The organism is Microbacterium sp. Bi98 (genome assembly GCF_918698045.1).
Taxonomy (GTDB): Bacteria; Actinomycetota; Actinomycetes; order Actinomycetales; family Microbacteriaceae; genus Microbacterium.
Genome location: NZ_CAKKLK010000002.1, coordinates 242135 through 262216 on the forward strand (window position 1 = coordinate 242135; position 20082 = coordinate 262216).

Here is a 20082-nt window from a genome sequence, read left to right on the forward strand (position 1 = left end):
CGGAAAGAACGAGGTTCTCGGTGAGAGCAGTGCGACAGGGGTTTTGCGTGCGGGTCTTGCAGAGTTGCAATGGGGCCAGATTCACGCAGTTACGTGGAGCCCTCCGCTCGATTCCCCACTGTACCACCACGCACGTCGACCGCGAGCAGCAGCGCATCCCACGGGGTGTCGGTCGTCGATTCCGCCAGTTCCACGGCGTCCTGACGACTTCCGGGGCCGTCTGCGAGAACCAGCACGCTGGGTCCGGCGCCGGACACCACGGCGGCGAAACCTGCCGCACGGAGCGTCTGGACGAGCCGCTGCGTCTCGGGCATCGCCTCGGCGCGGTAGTCCTGATGCAGTCGGTCGGCGGTCGCGTCGAGCAGCAGCTCCGGGCTCTGCATCAGCGCGGCGATGAGCAGCGCCGAGCGCGAGACGTTGAAGACCGCATCGGCCGTCGACACCTGCGGCGGCTGCAGCGATCGCGCCTTCGACGTCGACATCGTGTACGACGGAACGAGCACGAGCGGCGAGACGCCGCGGTGCACGAGGAGCTTCTTGTGCTGGGGACCTCGTTCGCCGACCCAGGCGATCGTCAGACCGCCGAACAGCGCGGGAGCCACGTTGTCGGGGTGCCCTTCGATCTCGGTGGCGAGGCGCAGCATGTCGGCGTCGTCGATGTCGACGTCGCCCTCGAGCAGGCCCTTCGCCGCGAGGATCCCCGCCGCGACCGCCGCGCCGGAGGACCCGAGTCCGCGCCCGTGGGGCACCCCGTTCTCCGCGACGATGCGCAGGCCCGGGACGGCGCGATCGACGTCGGCGTACACGTGAGCGATCGTGCGGACGATCAGGTTCGAGTCGTCACGAGGGATCTCGCTCGCGCCGGAACCCGAGACCTCGATCTCGAGCTCGCCGGCGGCGAGCTCGGTCACGAGAAGCGTGTCGTAGACGCTGAGCGCGAGTCCGAGCGTGTCGAATCCGGGACCGAGGTTGGCGCTGGTCGCCGGCACGGTCACCTCGACCGTGCGCCCTGCCGCCATCGTCACTCGCCTTCCACGCGGAGCACCGAGACGACCCGCTCGACGACAGAGCTGGCGGCGAGTGCGTCGACCGTGGCGCTGAGCGCGGCGTCCGTGGCCCGGTGCGTGCCGATGACGAGACGAGCGGTGGGCTCGTCCTCTCCTTCGACCGTCTGCACCACGGTCGCGACGGAGACCGATCCGTCGCTGAGGATGCCGGCGACGGTCGCGAGCACACCGGGAGCGTCCGAGACCTCGAGGGTGATCTGGTAGCGGGTGGTGACATGACCGATCGGCACCACCGGGAGGTTGGCCCTGGTGGACTCCCCCACGCCGACGCCGCCGGCGATATGGCGTCGAGCCGCCGACACGACGTCTCCGAGCACGGCGGATGCGGTCTGCACGCCACCGGCGCCTGCGCCGTAGAACATGAGCGAGCCCGCAGCCTCGGCCTCGACGAACACGGCGTTGTTGGCGCCGTGCACCGACGCGAGAGGGTGCGACGTCGGCACGAGGGCCGGGTAGACGCGCACCGAGATCGACTCGGTGCCGTTGGCCTCGATGCGCTCGCACACGGCGAGCAGCTTGATGACGAAGCCGGCTGCGCGCGCCTCATCGATCATCGACGCGGTGATGGTCGTGATGCCCTCGCGGTACACGGCGTCGAGCGGAACAGCCGTGTGGAAGGCGAGGCTCGCGAGGATCGCGGCCTTCTGCGCGGCGTCGTATCCCTCGACGTCGGCGGTCGGGTCGGCCTCGGCGTATCCGAGACGCTGCGCGTCGGCGAGCACATCGGCGAAGTCGGCGCCCTCGGTGTCCATGCGGTCGAGGATGTAGTTGGTCGTGCCGTTCACGATTCCCATGATGCGCACCACGCGGTCACCGGCGAGAGAGTCGCGCAGCGGGCGGATGATCGGGATGGCACCGGCGGCGGCGGCCTCATAGTAGACGGATGCGCCCACGCGGTCGGCCGCTTCGAAGAGCTCGGGGCCGTGAGTGGCCAGCAGCGCCTTGTTGGCGGTCACGACGTCGGCACCGGAGCCGATCGCCTGCAGGATGCTCGTGCGGGCGGGCTCGATGCCGCCGATCAGCTCGATCACGATGTCGGAGCCGAGGATCAGCGCTTCGGCATCGGTCGTGAACAGCTCTTTCGGCAGATCGGTCTCGCGCGGCGCATCGAGGTTGCGCACCGCGATGCCGGCCAGCTCCAGCGTGGCACCCGCCCGGTCGGCGAGCTCATCGCCGTGGCGCAGCAGCAGGGCGGCCACCTGGGAGCCGACCGCTCCGGCGCCGAGCAGCGCCACCCGAAGTCGTCGATACTCAGTCGTCATTACATCTCTCCTTAGGAGGGTGGTTCAGTCGTGCTTCGTCGGGGACCGCGTCGTTCGTCGCGCGGATCACCCGTGGCTCTCGGGGGCCGCGACACCGACGTCGCGAGACAGCACGTCGGCGATCGTCTCACCGCGGACGATGACCGCCGATCGGCCGTCGCTCACAGCGACGATCGGAGGGCGAGGGACATGGTTGTAGTTGCTCGCGAGCGGCGCACAGTACGCACCGGTCGAGGGGACCGCGAGCAGATCGCCGGGAGAGACGTCGGCCGGAAGGTACTCATGGTCGACGACGATGTCGCCGGACTCGCAGTGCTTGCCCACGACCCTGCTGAGCTGCGGCGAGCCGATGCCGACCCGGGAGGCGAGTCGAGCCGAGAACTGCGCGTCGTACAGCGCCGTCCTGGCGTTGTCGCTCATTCCGCCGTCGACGCTGATGTAGCGCCGGGTCGCGCCCGAATCGAGCGCGACGTCCTTGGTCGTCCCGACCTCGTAGAGCGTCACTCCGGCAGTGCCGACGATGGCCCTGCCTGGCTCGAACGACAACGCGGGCACGGCGATGCCTCGCGCGGCGCAGCCTTCGGCGACGGCGGCGACGATCTCGCCTGCGAGGGTCTCGATCGGCGTCGGGTCGTCGACGCTCGTGTAGGCGATTCCGAACCCTCCGCCGAGGTTGAGCTGCGGAACCGGTCCGCCCTCGAGGAGAGTCGCATGGAGCTCGAGCACGCGCGACGCCGACTCGCGGAAGCCCGCGACGCCGAAGATCTGCGATCCGATGTGGCAGTGAAGGCCGGCGAACTCGATTCCCGGGATCTCCCTGATGCGGGCGACGGCCTGCTCGGCCTCGGGCAGCGGGAAGCCGAACTTCTGGTCTTCGTGGGCCGTCGCGAGGAAGTCGTGCGTCTCGGCGTGCACGCCGCTGATGACCCGCACCAGCACCCGCTGCACAGCGCCGGTCCTGGCGGTGATGGCCGCGAGACGCTCGATCTCGATCGCGCTGTCGACGATGATCGTGCCGATGCCCACCTCGACCGCGCGCTCGAGCTCGGCGACCGACTTGTTGTTCCCGTGGAACCCCAGCGACGACGGAGAGACGCCGGCCGCGAGTGCGACCTCGAGTTCACCACCGGTGCACACGTCGACGTTGAGTCCCTCTTCGGTCACCCAGCGCGCGATCGTCGTGGTCAGCAGCGCCTTGCCGGCGTAATACACCCGCGCGGTCGTGCCGTGGGCGGCGGCGGCCGCGTCGAAGGACGAGCGGAAGGCGCGGGCCCGAGATCGCACCTCGTCCTCGTCGATCACGAGCAGCGGCGTGCCGTACGACTCCGCGAGATCGGTGGCGGAGATCCCCGCGAGCCGCAGCGCTCCGTCGTCACCGCGGACGGCGGACGCCGGCCACACGGCGGTGGGAAGATCATTCGCGTCGTCGGGCACGACGAGCCATTCCGGGGCGAGCGAGTCGGCAGGGGAAAGCAAGGAACACCAATCGTGGGACGGGTCTCGGGCGGATGCGCGCACTGCGAGGTTGCCCCCGATTCTAGGGCACCGTGCATGCCGCATCAGTCATGGTGACGCCCGGCGTCAACCCCCTGCGGACACATCCCACCGACTCCTAAGGTGGTGGAGATGAGCACCGAATCCGCAGCACCCGATGCCCGACGCCCCGGCCTGATCGCGCGCGTCAGCGCGTCGGCGATCCGCTGGGCTCTGACACGGCGCCCGGTCCGCGCGTTCCTGCTCTACTCCGAGCGGCGGGGCCCGATGCTCGCCGACAGCGTGACATACCGCGCTCTGTTCAGCGTCTTCGCCGCCGTGCTCCTGGGGTTCTCGATCGCCGCCCTCTGGCTCGCAGGCAATCCCGACGTCTGGAACGCGATCGTCTCCGCCGTGCAGTCCGTGGTGCCCGGTCTCATCGGCGAAGACGGCGTCGTCAATCCCGACGATCTCAAGGAGCCGATATCGCTCTCCGTCGCGGGCGCCATCTCGACGGTCGCGCTGATCGGCTCGGCGCTCGGCGCCGTCGGATCGCTGCGCACCGCGGTGCGCGTCCTCGCCGGAACCGCGCATGGCGACGTGCTGTTCATCTGGGTCATGCTCCGCAACCTGCTGCTCGCGGCCGGCGTCGCCGTGCTGTTCGTCGCCGCAGCGGCCGTCACATTCGCCGGTCGGCTCGGGATCACCTGGATCAGCGGTCTGCTCGGCATTCCCGAGGATTCGCCCGCGGCATCCTGGAGCATCCGGATCGTCTCCCTGGTCGTCGTGCTGGCACTCGACACGGTGCTCATCGCCGGGGTGTTCCGCCTGCTCTCCGGGCTGCGCCCCGCAGGCCGTTCACTCTGGATCGGGTCCCTCATCGGCGGAGTCGGGCTGCTCGTGCTGCAGGAGCTGTCCGGCCTGTTCATCGGCGGCGCGACGAGCAACCCCCTCCTCGCCTCCTTCGCCACTCTGCTGGCGCTGCTCATCTGGCTCAACCTGTCGACCCAGGTCATCCTGATCGCGTGCGCCTACATCGTCACGTCGGAGGAGGAACGCAAGGACCGGGTGCACGCGCGGTTCGGCGCGACGACCTTCCCCCAGCGACGTGTGCAGCGCGCCGAAGCGGAGGTCGCGCTGGCGACGTCCGAGCTTCGGGAGGCGCAGAAGGCCGAGCGCGAGGCCCGTCTCGGAACCGACGAGGACTGAGCCCGTCTCAGGGGCAGGTGCCCTTCTCGAGCAGGGTCTGATCGGTCGCGATCGCACCGTCGACGTCGACGTCGATCACAGCCTCTGATCCGTCGACCTGGAGGCCCGTGAGGGTGATGCCGGCGGGAAGCTGGTCCGCGATGCAGATGCGCTGCGTCTGGGTGAGCTGCTCCCCCAGAGCACCGAGACTCGAGCCGACCTGATCCGCGTCGACCTCGAGTCCGCCGACGGTGAGGCCGACAGGGGTGAGCTCGAGATCTCCCTCGGCCACCCCCGGGGTCACCGTGAGCGATACCGGGATGGCGAGGCCGAGAACGCTCACCGAACCCGCGACCGTCGCGTTCGGCGATTCGAGCGTGACCGTGTCGATCGGCAGCTCGGTGTTCGAGAGCAGGGACGTGAACTGGGACTCGTCGATGCGGATCGTGCCGGATGCGGATGCGAGGTCACCGCCGCGCAGCGGCACGCCCATGGCGGTGACGTCGACGGCGCCCGTGATCCCCTCCAGCGTGACCGAGTCGGTCGAGAGATGCAGGGTGTCCAGCGTTCCGCCGATCAGCTGCGGGATCAGAATGCCGTCGGCTTCGACGGCGAGCTTCTGGTCGGCCGGCAGGTCGAGCTGCTCGATCACCATGCCCCGCACGATGCCGGGCAGGACAGCGCGCGCGATGAGCTCCGCAGCGACGGCGAGAACAGCGAGAACGACCACGACGATCAGCAGCACCCAGGCCCAGCGCTTGCGCGCGCGCTTCGGCGGTGTGGCACCGGCATCCCCGCCGTCCTTCCCACCCGGGATCACGAGCGTCGGATGCTCGGAATCCGCCGACGGGTAAGGAAGGGTGTGGTTCTCGTCGCTCATGCTGCCATCCTGCCCTACGGCACGGACGACAGCAGAGGTCACATGCGCTCGGGAGCGGACACGCCGAGCAGGTCGAGGCCGTTGCGGAAGACCTGCCCTGCGGCGTCATTGAGCCACAGACGCGTGCGGTGCACGGTCTCGATGGGGTCGTCGCCCTGCGGGATCACGCGGCAGTTGTCGTACCAGCGGTGGTACAGGCCGGCGAGCTCCTCGAGGTAGCGCGCGACGCGGTGCGGCTCGCGCACTTCGGCCGCGAACGCCACGATGCGCGGGAACTCCTGCAGAGCGCCGAGCAGAGCGCTCTCGGTCTCGTGCGTGAGCGTCTCGGGCGCGAACTCCGAGCGATCCACACCCGAATCGGCGGCATTACGGGCCACGTTGTGCGTGCGGGCATGCGCGTACTGCACGTAGAACACCGGGTTGTCGTTCGTGCGCTTCTGCAGCAGCTCAGGATCGAGAGCGAGCGGGGAGTCAGCAGGCGAGCGCTCGAGCGAGTAGCGCAGCGCATCGGTGCCGAGCCATTCGCGCAGATCGTCCATCTCGATGATGTTGCCCGCACGCTTGCTCAGCCGCGCTCCCCCGACCGAGACCAGCTGACCGATCAGCACCTCGACGTTCTTCTCGGGGTCTTCCCCGGCGGCGCCGGCGATCGCCTTGAGGCGGTGGACGTAGCCGTGGTGGTCGGCTCCGAGAAGGTACAGCTTGTACTCGAAGCCTCGGTCACCCTTGTTCAGGTAGTACGCGGCGTCGGCGGCGAAGTACGTGTACTCGCCGTTGGAGCGACGGATCACGCGATCCTTGTCGTCACCGAAGTCGGTGGTGCGCACCCACACTGCACCCTCGTCGTCGAACACGTGTCCCTGCTCGCGCAGGCGGTCGACGGCGCGATCGACGAAGCTGACGCCGTCCGCGTCCTTGGCGTGCAGCGTGCGCTCCGAGAACCACACGTCGAAGTCGACGTTGAACTTCGAGAGCGACTGCTTCTGCTCCTCCAGCTGGAAACCGTAGGCGAGCTCCCGCGTGACGACCACCTGCTCGTCACCGGAGAGCTCGAGCAGGTCCGGACGCGCCGCGAGAACACGAGCGGCCAGATCGCCGATGTAACTGCCGGCGTACCCGCCCTCGGGAGTTGGTTCGCCCTTGACTGCGGCCAGCACCGAATTCGCGAAGCGCTCCATCTGCACTCCGGCATCGTTGATGTAGTACTCCCTCGCGACCTTCGCGCCGGAGGCCGCGAGCACCCGGGCGATCGCATCGCCGAGCGCCGCCCAGCGAGTGTGGCCGATGTGCAGCGGCCCGGTCGGGTTCGCGCTCACGAACTCGATGTTGATGCTGTGACCGGCCTGCGTGTCGTTGTGCCCGTACTCTGCGCCGGCTTCGACGATGAGCTTCGCCAGCGCGCCGGCGGCAGCCGCGTCGAGGCGGATGTTGATGAAGCCCGGCCCTGCGACCTCGGCGGTCTGCACGCCATCCACCTGCGCGAGGCCGTCGGCGATCTGCTGCGCCAGCTCGCGCGGGTTCGTGCCGAACGGCTTCGCCAGGCGCATCGCGATGTTCGAGGCCCAGTCGCCGTGGTCGCGGTTACGCGGACGTTCGAACACGATGTCCGACGCGGACAGCGAGAACGGCTCGCCAGGACGTCGTTCCTCGGCGATCGGTGCGAGGACGGCGAGGAGGGCTGTGGCGAGCGATTCAGGGTTCATAGGCCTCCCAGTTTACGGCGCGTCACGCGCCCGAATTTGCGAGGGCGGATTCGTGATCTACAGTCATGCCATGAAGGCCGCATCCGCCCGCTATCGTCTGCCCGTCGCGGGCCTCGCCGTCGCAGTGATCCTGGCGGTCGCGGCAGTCGTCCTCGGCGTGTGGCGGCCCTGGGTTCCGATGCCGTCTTCGGCACCCGTCGGTGCTGCGGCGGCAGCGGACGAATCGGTCGCGATCGCGCCGGTTCCCCTTCTTCTTCCGGAGCATCCGACCGTTCTCGTGTTCGGCGACTCCTGGACCTACGGCTCGGCCGCGACCGAGCCGACCCTCGGATACGCCTATCAGCTCGCCGACCTGATCGGCGGACGGACCATCGTCGACGGAGTCCGCGGCAGCGGTTACCTCAAGCCCGGACTCGATGGCCCGGCCTTCGGTGTGCGCATCGCCGCTCTGGACCCGACACTCACCCCCGACCTGATCATCCTCCAGGGGTCGATCAACGACCGGGCGCAGGGCGAGGCCGGATACCGCGAAGCCGTCACCGCCGCGTGGGATGCCATGGCGGCGAAGTATCCGGACGCGTCGATCGTCATTCTGGGGCCGGCGCCGCACGAACTTCCCGTGGGCGCTGAGACCGCGCGCATCGACGCCGATCTCGGTGAACTCGCCGCCGCTCGCGGATGGTGGTACATCTCCCCCGTCGCACAGAACTGGATCACCGACCAGAACTACCTGTCGGTCATCGACGTCGAGATCGGCCGCAAGCATCCGTCGACCGACGGTCACCGCTACCTCGCCGAGAAGCTGGCCGCAGCGCTCGGCGAACTGGGCGACGCGCCGGTGACCGAGGCCGGTGGGTCGGAGACCACTCCCGAGCAGTGATATTGTCGATCGGTACGCCTCCGTAGCTCAGTGGATAGAGCGCCGGTTTCCGGTACCGTAGGTCGCAGGTTCGACTCCTGTCGGGGGCACACACCGGGTCACGCGCTGCATGAATGAGAATTCGCACGCGGAGCCGAGATATCGAGAAAGGCCGCCTGGTTCCAGGCGGCCTTTCTCGTTGCGCTCGCGGCCCACTTACTCCGGTGGCTCGCTGCCGAGTTCACGACGGGCCAGTTCGAGCGAGCTCATCGCGGCAGCCTCGCTGGAATGCCCCTCACTGACGGCCAGGTAGTGGCCTCCCGCGCTCTTGAGGCGCCATCGGTAGTCTCCGGACGCGTCGCGGTAGACCTCGAACCGGCCCTTCGGCCCTGGCTCCACTCTGCCGAGCGCAGCGGCGACCGCCGGGTTCCTGACCTCCGCGAGGATCGTCGCGCGCAGCTGCGCCGCCGGCGCCTCAGCCACCCCCGTGAGAGACGAGAGGATGCTCACCGCGGTCGCCCGATCTTCGTCCGTGACCCACCGCTCACGCGCGAGCGCCTCGATGAGCGTGAGGCCGCTCGCTGCCTCCTTGAGATCGGAGCTGAACGCGAGCGCGTGTGCGTGCTCGAATCGGCGCGACCACTCCTGACGAGCATCCGTGGCTCGCTGGGTCCGCCTCGTCAGCATGAAGCTGACGACAGACCAGATCAGTCCGACTCCTGCCACGCCGGCCGCGATGATCGCGGCAAGGAGTGTCGCGCCGGAGTCCGTCATGCCCACACGATAGCGCGCACCGGCCGAGCCGGGACAAGGATTCCGTCCGCCTGACCCCTAGTCGTAGCTGTGGTGCACATGCCAGCCGTCCTCACCCCGGAAGACGTCGAACACCAGGGAGTGACCCTCGTCATCCGTGCCCTGGAACCGCCATCCGTACAACCCTCGCTCCGACTCCGGCGCCGCTGACCAGATCGAGTCCCGGAGTCGCGTGGGCGTGTCGGAGACCTTCCACCGACGCCCGGCGAAGACCATTCGCGACGGGATGTCGTCGACCATCCATATAGTCGCAGGCAGATGAGCAGGAGCTGGTCGCATGAGTCGAGAATAGAACAAATCTTCGAATCTTGCTACCGTTGTCACTGGGCCGGAGAAGGGAGCCGGCATGGGCACGAGCAAGCGCCTGGCAGCCCACTACGACATGCGCTCTCAGCATCAGACCATCCTCACCGCAGCGCGCGCCGGCGCTCTTCAATCCCTGACGGAGCGCGAGCTCGCGCTCCGGGAACAGCCCGTCACGATATATCCGCAGCCGTATCGTGCGGTCCGCGCGTGGGTGCGCTTCGGGCCCGAAGCGGTGCGGGTCGATGCGAAGCTCGCGCGGTCGACGCCGTTGGCCGCAGGCATCGAGTTCCGGGCAGGCGACCGGACGTTCCGGTGCTGGGTGTGGGGCAATGCGGTGACCGTCGATGAGGGCTAGCGAGACCGACTTCGGAGCAGAGGCTCTCGACGCCGGAACAGAAGTTCGTCGGGAGACCTCCTGGTCGCCATCGGCCAGCTATCGAGCTACTGGACTCTGACGGACGAGCAGCAGGCCACTCTGATCGACATGCTCGTCGATGCGGGCGGGGTCACGGTGCTGGGTGAGTCGCAGGACCGGCTCGGCCGAGACATGGTCGGGCTCCGGGTCAGCGATGAGGGGACGTCCTACGAGAACACCCTCCTCATCTCCGAGGACACCGGCCGGATCACAGGCATCGAGAACGAGCTGACGAAGCCGATGGAGTTCATCCCGGCCGGCGTCGTCGGCTACACGATGTGAGACATCGAGTAGCCACGGGGTACATGAAGGAATCAGGCGGCCGACGTCGCGTCGGGCTGGTCCTCACGTCGGGTCTTGGCGGTCGCTCCGAGGGAGATCGTCGACAGGAGGCCGAGGGACAGGAACCCTGCCGCCGTCCACGCCGCGAAACGCGTGCCGTCGGAGAACGCGGCCTTGGCGTCGTCGGCGATGACAGCCGTCTCGGGCTGCGCCTCCAGTCCGCTGATCGCTCCGCCCGCACTGTCGACGACGGCCGACACGATCTGATCGCGCTGCTCGGCCGGGAGTCCCCGAGCGTCGAGTGATGACGCGAGGATCCCGGCTGTGCTCGTGAACAGCACGGTGCCGAGCACTGCGACCCCGAGCGCTGCACCGAGCTGTCGTGACGTCGACTGCGTGCCCGAAGCCGCGCCGCTGTCGTCGACCGGCACATCGGCGAGCACGACGCCGGTCAGCTGAGCGGTGGCGAGGCCGACACCGAGGCCGTAGACGAAGAGGAACGGGATCAGCGGCACCCACGACGCATCGGGGGCGATGACGAAGCCGACTCCGGCGACACCGACGATCTCGGCGATGAGGCCCGCACGGACGACCCACACCGGCGCGATCTTTCCACTGGCCGCCCCCGCGGCACCGCTCGCGACGAAGGATCCGAGGGCGAGCGCGAGCAGCAGGAGTCCGGTCTGCAGCGCATCGAAGCCGAGGACGAACTGCAGCCACAGGGGCAGAGCGAGGATGATGCCGAACTCTCCCAGCGACACGACTGTCGCCGCGATGTTGCCGTTGCGGAACGAGGGGATGGAGAACAGACGCAGAGCAAGCAGCGTGGACCTGCCCTGCCGCTCACGATGCACACCCCATGCGATGAACGCGACGAGTGCCACGATCGCCAGCGCGAAGGCGAAGGGGATCGGAGAGACATCGAGCGGCCAGGCCCAGTCGCCGATCTGCGGACGTTGGTCGACGAGCCACCAGCCGTACGTGCGCCCCTCGATGAGGCCGAACACGAGGCTGGCCATGGTGATGACCGAGAGGATCGCCCCGACCACATCGATCTTCGACGTCCGGTCGCTGCGCGACTCCGCCACCGTGAGCAGCACGCCGATGACGATGATGATGCCCAGCGGGATGTTGATCCCGAACGCCCACCGCCAGGAGAAGGCAGTCGTCAGCCATCCGCCGAGCAGCGGTCCCACAGCGGCCATTCCGCCGATCGTCGACCCCCACACCGCGAAGGCGATCCCCCGCTCGCGCCCGCGGAAGGTGGCATTGATGATCGACAGCGTGGTCGGCAGGATCATCGATCCGCCCACTCCCTGCGCAAGACGGGCGACGATCAGCATCCCGCCGTCCGGAGCGAAGGCCGCGAGCACCGAGGATGCTGCGAAGACCACGACTCCGATGATCATCACGCGCCGACGCCCGAGCCGATCCGCGAGGCTGCCGAACACGAGCAGCAGCGCGGCGAACACCAGCGTGTACGCCTCCTGCACCCACTGCACCTCGGTGGAGGTGATGCCGAGATCGTCGACGATCTCGGAATCGCCACATTCACGATCGTCGAGTCGACGATGATCAGCGAGACGGCGATGCTGATGAAGACCAGGCCCACCCAGCGCAGGCGAATGTAGCGTTCCATGACTACTAGCTTAGCTAGCAATAAGCGCGGCGTGCGGTTTTTTCGATCTCGAGGTGCACCCGGCTACAGCATCGCGGTGAGCACTCCCCCCTCCGCCCGCAGCGCCGCGCCGTTGGTAGCCGATGAGCGAGGACTGGCGATGTAGGTCACCAGACTCGCGATCTCATCGGACTCGATGAACCGCTCGAGCAGCGTCGTACGGTTCTGACCGATGATGGAGCCTTTCATCACCTCGGGCGGAAGGGACTGCGCCTCTGCCACGGCTGCAACGCTCGCCGCCACCCCGTCCGAATACGTCGGCCCTCCGAGGATCGTGTTCACGGTCACCGCGGTGCCTCTGGTGCGCTTGGCCAGCCCGCTGCCGAGAGCGGCCATCGCGGCCTTCGTCGTGCCGTAGTGCACCATGTCGGCGGGAATGTTCACCCCGGACTCGCTGCTGATGAAGACGACACGGCCCCACCCCCGCGCGAGCATGCCTGCGAGAAGGTGGCGGGACAGCCGGACTCCGCTCATGACGTTCACCTCGAAGTATCGACTCCAGTCGTCGTCCGTGATCGTCTCGAACTCGGCAAGGCCGAAGATTCCCACATTGTTGACGAGAATGTCGACGTCGCCCAAGGCTTCCGTCAGTCGCTCCACCTCTTCTCGCCTCGCGAAGTCCGCCGCCAGCCCTGAGACCGTCGAGCCGGGGTGCTCCGCACGCAGTCGCCGGACCGCCGCATCCACACGCTGCTCATCACGTCCGTTCACCGTCACGTCCACGCCTTCGCGGGCGAGCGCGGAGGCGATCGCGAACCCGATGCCCTGCGTCGAGCCGCTGATGAACGCCGTCTTCCCGTGCAGCTGCAGATCCATGGTGCTTCCTCTCCTCGACGCACACGCGTCTCTTTACTTGAGCCTGATCGGGTGGGTCGTGGGGCTCGCCGGCCTTCTGGCGCTGGCTCTCTGGCTCTTCGGCGTCTTCGAGGTGCACGGGCTTCGCGAACCGCCGCTCTGGGTACCGATCCTCCGTCTGGTGATCGGACTGTTCCTCGCGGGCGCCGCCGTCTGGGTCTACCGCAAGGGCTCTGCGCGCATCCGTCAGATGGCCGCCGCATCCTCGCCGCAGCAGGTGGTCGCGGCCGCTCCGCAGCTGCCGGGGTGGCTGCATGCCGTCGAGACGTTCCGCCCCGTGCGCACCGGATTCCTCGGGCTGGCGCTCTTCGTGCTGAACCCCGTCGACGCGTCCTGCGCCATCATCGCAGCGCTCGACATCTCGCTCGCGCAGGTCGGCGACGACGCGGTCTGGGTCGCACTGGCGTTCGTGGTCGTCGGGACGTTGCCCATCGCGGTGCCGGTGTTCTACGTCGCGATCCGAGGCGAGCGCTCGCAGCCGCTGCTCGACTCCGCCCGACGATGGGTCGCCGGAAACACCCACGTGATGAACGCCGCTCTGCTGCTCGTGATCGGCGCCCTCCAGCTGCAGAAGGGCATCTCAGGGCTCCTCTGAGCGAACGACGTCGTCTCGTCGACCAGCTCAGATAGGTTGTGCACAATTTAATCGCGTGCAATACTCGAGGTATGGCCGTGACCGATGAGATGGTGTGCTTCTCGCTGTACTCCGCCGCCCGCGCGACGACGCAGGCGTACCGTGCCCTCCTGGCCCCGTGGGGTCTGACCTACCCGCAGTACCTCGTGCTCGCGATCCTTTGGATGGAGGGCGAGCAGACGATCGGCTCGCTGGGCGACGCCATGCAGCTCGACTCCGGCACCCTCTCCCCCCTGGTCCGCCGCCTCGAGCAGGCGGGCTACGTCGCGCGGGCCCGCAGCTCGGCCGATGAGCGCGTCGTCACCGTGCGCCTGACCGACACCGGCATGGCTCTGCGCACTGAAGTCGCTCCGGTTCATACCAAGATCGCCGCCCTCGCCGGAATGCAGGACGACGACCAGCGTCACCGCCTGATCACCGAGCTGCAGGAGCTCACCGCACGCCTGCAGCTCGCCGACTGACCCCAACCCGCAACCCGGAAGGAGTCCACACGATGGACGCTCTCTACACCGCCGAAGCACTCGCCACCGGAGCCGGACGAAACGGCCGCGTCACCACAGGCGAGGGCCGACTCGACCTCGACCTCGCCATCCCGAAGGAGATGGGCGGCAGCGGCGACGGCGCCAACCCCGAGCAGCTGTTCGCGGCCGGGTACGCCGCCTGCTTCCACTCCGCACTGCAGACCGTCGCGCGTGCGCAGAAGGTGAAGATCACCGATTCGTCGGTCGGGGCCCGCGTGCAGATCGGGTCGAACGGCGAGGGCGGATTCGGCCTCGCCGTGCAGCTCGAGGTCGTCATCCCCGACCTTCCGCACGAGCAGGCTCAGTCGCTCGCAGACGCCGCCCACCAGGTCTGCCCGTACTCCAACGCGACGCGCGGCAACATCGACGTCGCGATCACCGTCTCCGACGACTGATCCCGCTCGACCTCCACCACGACCGATCCCACAAGGAGAACATCATGCGCGCCCTCACCCACGAGACCTTCGGAGAACCCGAAGAGGTCCTCACCGTCACCGAGCGTCCGACGCCGGAGCCCGGCCCCGGCCAGGTCCGACTGAAGATCGTCCTCTCGCCCATCCACAACCACGACCTGTGGACGATCCGCGGCACCTACGGCTTCAAGCCGGAGCTCCCGGCAGCATCGGGCACCGAGGCTCTGGGAATCGTGGATGCTCTCGGCGAGGGCGTCGACGATCTCTCCGTCGGTCAGCGCGTCGCGACGGGCGGCACCTTCGGCGCCTGGGCGGAGTACGTCGTCGCGAACGCCGCCGGCCTCATCCCCGTGCCGGAGTCGCTCAGCGACGAGAGCGCCGCGCAGCTCGTGTCGATGCCGTTCAGCACCATCAGCCTGCTGCACTTCCTGGGCGCCGAGAAGGGCGACTGGATCGTCCAGAACGCGGCGAACGGCGCGGTCGGTCGCATGCTGGCACAGCTCGGCGCCGCTCGTGGCATCAACGTCATCGGGCTCGTCCGGCGCTCGGCCGGGGTCGATGAACTGCGCGAGCAGGGCATCGAGAACGTGGTCTCCACGGATGCGGACGACTGGCGCGAGCAGGTCGCCGCGATCACCGGTGGCGCGCACGTCGCCTTCGGCATCGACTCGGTGGGCGGCTCGTCGGCCGGCGACGTGCTGTCACTCCTCGGCGAGGGCGGCACTCTCGTCGCGTTCGGTGCCATGAACTCCCCCACGATGGAGATCGCCTCGGGCGATGTCATCTTCAAGCAGGCGACCGTCAAGGGCTTCTGGGGCAGCAAGGTGATCCAGACCATGGATGCCGGCACGCGCGGCGCCCTGTTCGGCGAACTGATCCAGCGCGTCAGCGACGGCACGCTGACCCTGCCCGTCGCCGGCGTCTTCGATGCGGCGGATGCCGCCGAGGCCGTCCGCGCGAGCAACACCGCGGGCCGGGTGGGCAAGGTCCTCCTGCAGTTCTGACCTGGTCAGGCGCAGGGCGGTCGGATTACTTGACAGCGGCAATTAATGCCGCCTACGCTGACGGTGACATCGAGATCGATCGAACACACCGGAGTGCGATGACCGACACCCTGCGCCTCACCTGGGACGCCCCCGCCACCCGCTGGGAGGAGGCGACGCCCCTCGGCAACGGCCGCATCGGCGCGATGGCGTTCGGCGGCTCCGACGGCCACTATCAGCTGAACGACTCGACGATCTGGTCGGGAACGCCCGACGGCCCCGCGCGCGCATTGCAGAAGGTGCGTGACGGGGGTGCCGGTCCCGAACGGCTCGCGGCCGTCCGTGAGGCCCTCGCTGCCGCCGACGTGCGCCGGGCGGAGGAGCTGCTGATGGCGTTCGAGGGCCCCTACTCGCAGGAGTTCCTCCCTCTCGCCGATCTGCTCGTGCGCGTGGCGGACGCTCGATCGGATGAGACCGTCCCCGCTCGCATCCTCGATCTCGACAGGGCGACCCTCGTCGAGTCACTGCGCACCCCCGCCGGCCGAGTGACGCGACGGTCCTGGGTCTCGGCTCCGGCTCACGCCCTGATCATCGAGCTCACCTCGGACGACGAGTTCGAGACCACCGTCGAGCTGTCCACCCCGCTCCGCGGTCGCGTCGTCGACGCGTCCGACGCGCTCGTGCTGGATGTGCAGGTTCCGATCGACGGCGCCCCGCTGCACGAGGACTCCGTCGACCCCCTGCGCTATGCCGACGACGATGCCGAGTTCGACGCCTACGCGGCCGTCGCCGTCTCCCTCGACTCGGATGGCGAGGTGGGTCGCCACGACGATCGCATCGTCGTCCGCCATGCCCGCCGCCTGCTGATCGCCCTGTCCACTTCGTCGCGCGCCGGGTCGTGGTGGGCCGACGCCGACGGGGACTGGCGGATCGCCTCACGCGAGGCGATCCGGGATCGCGCACGAGAGAGGGCGGAGGCCGCGGCTCAGCGCGACGCCTCGTCTCTCCTCGCCGAGCATGTCGCCGACCGGCGCCGCATGACTCGGGCGCGATTCGCGATCGGCAGTCGGCGTGAGGGCGAGTGGAGAGTCGATCGCGACGTTCTCCGCGGCTCCGACCCCCTGCTCCGCGCGACGGTCGCCGCTGAATTCGGGATGTACCTCCTCGCGTCGAGCTCTCGTGCCGGCAGCCCTGCGGCCAACCTCCAGGGCATCTGGAACGACCAGCTGCAACCGGCCTGGTCGTCGAACTACACGATCAACATCAACACCGAGATGAACTACTGGGCGGCGCCGATGCTGCTCGATCCTGATGTCCTCGAGCCGTTGATCTCCCTCGTCGAGCGCCTCGCCCGCACCGGCTCCGACACCGCCAGGGAGCTGTACGGAACGCGCGGATGGGTCGCCCATCACAACAGCGACGTCTGGGGGTGGAGCCTGCCGGTCGGCGACGGGCACGGGGCGGCGAGCTGGGCGATCTGGATGATGGGCGGAGTCTGGCTCACCCACAACCTCTGGGACGCGTACGAGTTCGGTGGCGACGATGAGCTGCTCCGCGCTCGCATCTGGCCGCTGATGCGGGGCGCGGTGGAGTTCTGCCTCGACTGGCTGACTCCGGGCCCCGACGGGCACCTGCACACCTCGCCGTCGACGGCCCCCGAGAACTCCTATGTGGCCGCCGACGGTCTGCCGACGCCGCTCGGCCTGACCGCGACGTCGGATCTCAGCCTCATCGGCTCGCTCTTCGAGCGCGCGCTCGTCGCGATCCGCCGACTCGGCATCGACGACGCACTGGAAGCCGAGGTGCGCGAGGCGCTGGCAGCCCTCGCTCCGTTGCGTGTCGGCTCCGACGGCCGACTGCTCGAATGGTCCGAAGAGGTCGACGAGCATGAACCGCTGCACCGGCACCTCTCCCCCGTGGTCGGACTCTTCCCGCTCGACCAGGTGACGCCCGAGCGGACTCCGGAGCTGTTCGACGCGTCTGTGGCGCTCATCGACGCACGCGGGCCGGGAGCCATGGGCTGGTCGTGGGCGTGGAAGGTGGCACTGCGCGCCAGGGCACGGCAGGGCGACATCGCCGCATCGCTGCTCGAGGAGGCGCTGACGCCGTTCGACGGCGACGCCACGCGGCACGGGCCCGTCGACGGCTCGGAGTGGGGAGGCCTGCTCCCCAACCTCCTCAGCACGCATCCGCCCTTCCAGATCGACGGCAACCTGGGATTCCCCGCCGCGATCACCGAGATGCTCGTGCAGAGCCACGGCCGCACAGTGCGTCTGCTTCCCGCGCTCCCCGCATCCTGGACCCACGGAGACGTCCAGGGCATCGCCGTGCGACCGGGCCTCGTGCTCGACCTCGCCTGGGCGGACGGGCGGGTGATCTCGGGTGCTCTCTGCAACCCCGGCGAGCGCGACAGGGAGGTCTCCGTCTCGAACGGCGAGCGGGAGGCGATCATCGCTGTGCCGCCGGGCGCTCGGATCGACCTCGCCGATCATGATCTTCTCTTCTCCGCGTCTGCCGACCAGGAGGAGTCCCGTGCGCGGTGAGGTGCGTGATGTCGTCGCCCCCACCACGCAGACCGAGCCTGATGACTTCGACGCCTTCTGGGCGGACACGATCGCTCGCACTCGGAGCTTTCCGCTCGACCTCTCCGTGACCCCGATGCCCACGCGTCTGACTCAGATAGACGTGTACGACGTGTCGTTCCGCGGGTACGGCGGAACACCGATCCATGCTTGGCTGCGCGTGCCGCACGGTGCCGCGGAGCCCCTCCCCGGGCTCGTGCAGTTCTTCGGCTACGGCAACGGCCGAGGTCATGCCCTGCGCGATCTGCGGTGGGCTGCCGCGGGCTACGCGCACTTGGTGGTGGACGCGCGGGGGCAGGGACACGGCGACACCGATGACGATCATGCCGACGGCGGTCCGTCCGCCGGCGGATTCCTCACCCGCGGCATCCGCTCGCCTCAGGAGTACTACTACCGCAGGGTGTATGCGGATGCCGTGCGAGCCGTCGACGCGCTCCGTGCCGTCGACGTCGTCGACGCGGATCGCGTCGGCGCGGTCGGCGCGAGCCAGGGAGGCGGGATCGCGCTGGCGATCGCCGGCCTGGTCCCCGACCTCGCCGTCGCGATCGTGCAGGCACCCTTCCTCTGTGAACTCGACCGGGCCGCCACGCTGAGCACCGATCACCCGTACACCTTGCTCACGCAGTACTTCGCGGATCGGCGCGGCGACGCCGCCGCGGCTCTCGAGACGCTCCGATATTTCGACGGGATCAACCACGCGAAGCGTGCGACGGCCCCGGCTCTGCTGAGCACGGGGCTCCTCGACGGCATCGCGCCGCCCGAGACCGTGCTGCCCGCATTCGCCGCGTACGGCGGCCATAAGACCGTGGTCCTGTGGCCGTACAACGGGCACGAGGCCGGCGGAGACCTCGACGAGGAGAACGCCCTGGAGTTCGCGGCCGAGCACCTGGGCCTGCACAGCCGACCGCATCACGGCGGATTCGCTACGATAGCCGACACGACACGAAGGACCTGATGGACCACGACACCGCAGCGCGAACCACCCTGATCCGCTCGGCGTCCGACGCGGGATCACGGGTCTTCGAGACGATCCTGACGCGCAGTCCCATCAGCCGGATCGACATCGCCCGCCAGACGGGGCTCTCCCAAGCCGCCGTCACGAAGGCGGTGGCCCCGCTCGTCGCGGCCGGCCTCGTCGACGCGCCGCCCGCCTCGCATCGCGACGGCACCCCCGGACGCCCGGTGAGCCCTGTCTCCATCGTCCTCGAGTCGATGGTCATGATCGGCGTCAAGGTCAACGTCGACGAGATCATCGCCGTCGCGACCGATCTCGCCACGACCGTGCTCGCCAGCACCCGTCGTGCGCTTCCCGCCGACGATCCCCACACCGTCATCGACGCCATCTCCGACGTCGTCGCCGCGCTCGCGGCCGAGCTCGGCGAGAGCGCGTCGGCCATCGCGGGAGTCGGAGTGTCGGTGTCGGGTGACGTCGACAGCATCACCGGGATCGTGCGCGAGTCGAACATCATGGGGTGGGCGGACGTGCCGCTCGGCGACCTGCTCCAGGAGCGCCTCCCCTGGCCCGTCACGCTCGAGAACGACGTGCACGCGCTGACGATCGGAGAGCACTGGTTCGGTGTCGGGCTCGGCACCGCCTCGTTCGCTATCGTCACCATCGGACGCGGGATCGGCAGCGGACTGCACCTCAATGGAGAGGTCGTGAGCGGGGCGTTCGGTGTCGCGGGCGAGATCGGGCACCTGCCGCTCGCCGATCCGGCACTCGTCTGCCCGTGCGGGCGTCGCGGCTGCGTCGAGGCCGCCGCCTCGACCGGAGCGATCGAGGCGGCGGTCTCCGGTGCCCTCGGCCGGCCGGTCGCGATCGACGAAGCCGTTGCTCTCGCCCACGCCGGAGACGCCGACGCCGACGCCGCATTCCGCGAAGCGGCCCGCCTCATCGGCACGGCCATCGCCACACTCGTTAACCTCACCGGTCCCGAAGTCGTCATCATCGGCGGCGAGGGCGTCTCGGACTTCGACCTGTTCGAGAAGACCCTGCACGACGCGTTCGAGGCGCACGCGTTCGGCGCTGCGGCGCGCTGCCGCATCCTGACCCGTCCGCACACCTTCGAGGACTGGGCGCGAGGCGCATCCGCCGCCGCCATCCAGTCGCTCGTGCGCTGACCGTTCGGGACGAGCGGAAGAGAGGGGACGGATGCCATCGGCATCCG

At 68.8% G+C, this 20082-nt stretch carries 19 protein-coding genes, 1 tRNA gene and 1 pseudogene; 12 read left to right on the plus strand and 9 right to left on the minus strand.

Features of this window, described 5'->3' with window-relative positions:
• Positions 1-89: 89 nt before the first annotated feature.
• The 3 genes from thrB to lysA form a co-directional block, all read right to left on the minus strand.
• Complete coding sequence (gene thrB / locus LQZ85_RS04945; RefSeq protein WP_053095746.1) at positions 90-1019, minus strand: homoserine kinase; 930 nt, start codon at positions 1017-1019, stop codon at positions 90-92.
• Between the two features lie 2 nt (positions 1020-1021).
• The gene (locus LQZ85_RS04950; protein WP_230100613.1) at positions 1022-2329 is read right to left on the minus strand and encodes a homoserine dehydrogenase; all 1308 of its coding nucleotides are present in this window, start codon (positions 2327-2329) and stop codon (positions 1022-1024) included.
• A gap of 66 nt (positions 2330-2395) precedes the next feature.
• Positions 2396-3805, minus strand: coding sequence for a diaminopimelate decarboxylase (lysA, locus tag LQZ85_RS04955; RefSeq protein ID WP_056278376.1), 1410 nt, complete (start codon positions 3803-3805; stop codon positions 2396-2398).
• 150 nt (positions 3806-3955) lie between these two features.
• Between lysA and LQZ85_RS04960 the strand changes: the two genes are divergently transcribed.
• The gene (locus LQZ85_RS04960) at positions 3956-5011 is read left to right on the plus strand and encodes a YihY/virulence factor BrkB family protein (protein WP_230100614.1); all 1056 of its coding nucleotides are present in this window, start codon (positions 3956-3958) and stop codon (positions 5009-5011) included.
• 7 nt (positions 5012-5018) lie between these two features.
• On the opposite strand, the gene LQZ85_RS04965 is transcribed toward LQZ85_RS04960, so the two are convergent.
• Positions 5019-5870, minus strand: a complete 852-nt coding sequence (locus tag LQZ85_RS04965) for a DUF2993 domain-containing protein (protein ID WP_230100615.1) — start codon at positions 5868-5870, stop codon at positions 5019-5021.
• Positions 5871-5908: 38 nt separating this feature from the next.
• On the minus strand, positions 5909-7573 hold the full coding sequence (gene argS / locus LQZ85_RS04970) for an arginine--tRNA ligase (RefSeq protein ID WP_230100616.1): 1665 nt from the start codon (positions 7571-7573) through the stop codon (positions 5909-5911).
• A gap of 70 nt (positions 7574-7643) precedes the next feature.
• On the opposite strand from argS, the gene LQZ85_RS04975 reads away from it, so the two are divergent.
• The gene (locus tag LQZ85_RS04975) at positions 7644-8453 is read left to right on the plus strand and encodes an SGNH/GDSL hydrolase family protein (protein ID WP_230100617.1); all 810 of its coding nucleotides are present in this window, start codon (positions 7644-7646) and stop codon (positions 8451-8453) included.
• A 16-nt stretch (positions 8454-8469) separates the two neighbouring features.
• Positions 8470-8542 (plus strand) — tRNA-Arg (locus LQZ85_RS04980).
• A 106-nt stretch (positions 8543-8648) separates the two neighbouring features.
• Here the strand turns inward: LQZ85_RS04980 and LQZ85_RS04985 are convergent.
• Positions 8649-9206, minus strand: a complete 558-nt coding sequence (locus LQZ85_RS04985) for a DUF1508 domain-containing protein (RefSeq protein ID WP_230100618.1) — start codon at positions 9204-9206, stop codon at positions 8649-8651.
• A gap of 57 nt (positions 9207-9263) precedes the next feature.
• Entirely contained in the window at positions 9264-9485 is a 222-nt protein-coding gene (locus tag LQZ85_RS04990; RefSeq protein ID WP_230100619.1) for a hypothetical protein, read from the minus strand.
• Between the two features lie 106 nt (positions 9486-9591).
• On the opposite strand from LQZ85_RS04990, the gene LQZ85_RS04995 reads away from it, so the two are divergent.
• Both LQZ85_RS04995 and LQZ85_RS05000 read left to right on the plus strand, forming a co-directional pair.
• Positions 9592-9906, plus strand: coding sequence for a hypothetical protein (locus LQZ85_RS04995; RefSeq protein ID WP_072591100.1), 315 nt, complete (start codon positions 9592-9594; stop codon positions 9904-9906).
• A gap of 129 nt (positions 9907-10035) precedes the next feature.
• Entirely contained in the window at positions 10036-10248 is a 213-nt protein-coding gene (locus tag LQZ85_RS05000) for a hypothetical protein (protein ID WP_230100620.1), read from the plus strand.
• A gap of 32 nt (positions 10249-10280) precedes the next feature.
• On the opposite strand, the pseudogene LQZ85_RS05005 reads toward LQZ85_RS05000, so the two are convergent.
• Positions 10281-11887: pseudogene (locus tag LQZ85_RS05005) on the minus strand (DHA2 family efflux MFS transporter permease subunit).
• A 63-nt stretch (positions 11888-11950) separates the two neighbouring features.
• Positions 11951-12742, minus strand: coding sequence for an SDR family oxidoreductase (locus LQZ85_RS05010; RefSeq protein ID WP_230100621.1), 792 nt, complete (start codon positions 12740-12742; stop codon positions 11951-11953).
• Here LQZ85_RS05010 and LQZ85_RS05015 point away from each other — a divergent pair.
• The 7 genes from LQZ85_RS05015 (at position 12741) to LQZ85_RS05045 (ending at position 20035) form a co-directional block, all read left to right on the plus strand.
• A complete protein-coding gene (locus LQZ85_RS05015; RefSeq protein WP_230100622.1) occupies positions 12741-13376 on the plus strand; it encodes a GAP family protein in 636 nt (211 codons plus the stop codon). The genes LQZ85_RS05010 and LQZ85_RS05015 overlap by 2 nt on opposite strands.
• Positions 13377-13447: 71 nt before the next feature.
• Positions 13448-13876 carry a MarR family transcriptional regulator gene (locus LQZ85_RS05020; protein WP_053095719.1) on the plus strand — a complete coding sequence of 143 codons (429 nt, stop codon included), beginning with the start codon at positions 13448-13450 and terminating at the stop codon, positions 13874-13876.
• A 32-nt stretch (positions 13877-13908) separates the two neighbouring features.
• Positions 13909-14331, plus strand: coding sequence for an organic hydroperoxide resistance protein (locus LQZ85_RS05025; protein WP_230100623.1), 423 nt, complete (start codon positions 13909-13911; stop codon positions 14329-14331).
• Between the two features lie 44 nt (positions 14332-14375).
• A complete protein-coding gene (locus LQZ85_RS05030; RefSeq protein WP_230100624.1) occupies positions 14376-15353 on the plus strand; it encodes a zinc-binding dehydrogenase in 978 nt (325 codons plus the stop codon).
• 98 nt (positions 15354-15451) lie between these two features.
• Entirely contained in the window at positions 15452-17875 is a 2424-nt protein-coding gene (locus LQZ85_RS05035; protein ID WP_230100625.1) for a glycoside hydrolase N-terminal domain-containing protein, read from the plus strand.
• Complete coding sequence (locus LQZ85_RS05040) at positions 17865-18869, plus strand: acetylxylan esterase (protein WP_230100626.1); 1005 nt, start codon at positions 17865-17867, stop codon at positions 18867-18869. The genes LQZ85_RS05035 and LQZ85_RS05040 overlap by 11 nt, the downstream gene beginning before the upstream one ends.
• On the plus strand, positions 18869-20035 hold the full coding sequence (locus LQZ85_RS05045; protein WP_083569309.1) for an ROK family transcriptional regulator: 1167 nt from the start codon (positions 18869-18871) through the stop codon (positions 20033-20035). Before LQZ85_RS05040 ends, LQZ85_RS05045 begins: the two co-directional genes overlap by 1 nt.
• The last annotated feature ends 47 nt before the right edge of the window (positions 20036-20082 follow it).

Coding starts and splice junctions, on each gene's coding strand:
- LQZ85_RS05030 (WP_230100624.1), top strand. CDS start 14,376: ATGCGCGCCCTCACCCACGAGACCTTCGGAGAACCCGAAGAGGTCCTC.
- LQZ85_RS04985 (WP_230100618.1), bottom strand. CDS start 9,206: ATGACGGACTCCGGCGCGACACTCCTTGCCGCGATCATCGCGGCCGGC.
- LQZ85_RS05015 (WP_230100622.1), top strand. CDS start 12,741: ATGGTGCTTCCTCTCCTCGACGCACACGCGTCTCTTTACTTGAGCCTG.
- LQZ85_RS04990 (WP_230100619.1), bottom strand. CDS start 9,485: ATGGTCGACGACATCCCGTCGCGAATGGTCTTCGCCGGGCGTCGGTGG.
- LQZ85_RS05010 (WP_230100621.1), bottom strand. CDS start 12,742: ATGGATCTGCAGCTGCACGGGAAGACGGCGTTCATCAGCGGCTCGACG.
- LQZ85_RS04960 (WP_230100614.1), top strand. CDS start 3,956: ATGAGCACCGAATCCGCAGCACCCGATGCCCGACGCCCCGGCCTGATC.
- LQZ85_RS05000 (WP_230100620.1), top strand. CDS start 10,036: ATGCTCGTCGATGCGGGCGGGGTCACGGTGCTGGGTGAGTCGCAGGAC.
- LQZ85_RS04950 (WP_230100613.1), bottom strand. CDS start 2,329: ATGACGACTGAGTATCGACGACTTCGGGTGGCGCTGCTCGGCGCCGGA.
- LQZ85_RS05020 (WP_053095719.1), top strand. CDS start 13,448: ATGGCCGTGACCGATGAGATGGTGTGCTTCTCGCTGTACTCCGCCGCC.
- LQZ85_RS05025 (WP_230100623.1), top strand. CDS start 13,909: ATGGACGCTCTCTACACCGCCGAAGCACTCGCCACCGGAGCCGGACGA.
- argS (WP_230100616.1), bottom strand. CDS start 7,573: ATGAACCCTGAATCGCTCGCCACAGCCCTCCTCGCCGTCCTCGCACCG.
- LQZ85_RS04975 (WP_230100617.1), top strand. CDS start 7,644: ATGAAGGCCGCATCCGCCCGCTATCGTCTGCCCGTCGCGGGCCTCGCC.
- thrB (WP_053095746.1), bottom strand. CDS start 1,019: ATGGCGGCAGGGCGCACGGTCGAGGTGACCGTGCCGGCGACCAGCGCC.
- LQZ85_RS04965 (WP_230100615.1), bottom strand. CDS start 5,870: ATGAGCGACGAGAACCACACCCTTCCTTACCCGTCGGCGGATTCCGAG.
- LQZ85_RS05045 (WP_083569309.1), top strand. CDS start 18,869: ATGGACCACGACACCGCAGCGCGAACCACCCTGATCCGCTCGGCGTCC.
- LQZ85_RS05035 (WP_230100625.1), top strand. CDS start 15,452: ATGACCGACACCCTGCGCCTCACCTGGGACGCCCCCGCCACCCGCTGG.
- LQZ85_RS04995 (WP_072591100.1), top strand. CDS start 9,592: ATGGGCACGAGCAAGCGCCTGGCAGCCCACTACGACATGCGCTCTCAG.